We start from the raw sequence: 238 nt of genomic DNA on the forward strand, positions 1-238 counted from the left end.
TAATATCATTTTTTAATTTTATTTTTTGGTTATTTTTTGTTTTTTTTAATTTTTTTTGTTTTTTTTTTTTGGTTGCGTAATTGACACCATATTTTTTTTTTTTTTTTTTTTTATAACATTTTTTTTTTATTATGTTTTTATTTTTTTTTTTTTTTTTAAAAAATGTTTTTTTGTTTTTTTTTTTTGGGTTTTGTGTTTTTGGTTTTAGTTTTTCTTTATAAAAATGGTGCCTAGCCCT

1 protein-coding gene is annotated in these 238 nt (G+C 15.1%); it reads right to left on the minus strand.

Annotation, left to right across the window (positions count from 1 at the left end):
* Positions 1–238 (minus strand): hypothetical protein (locus tag SAZ04_RS23760; protein ID WP_332700109.1); only part of this gene is annotated, 238 nt, incomplete at both ends.

The sequence above is a fragment of the Halalkalibacter lacteus genome, from assembly GCF_036663595.1.
GTDB lineage: Bacteria > Bacillota > Bacilli > Bacillales > Bacillaceae_D > Halalkalibacter > Halalkalibacter lacteus.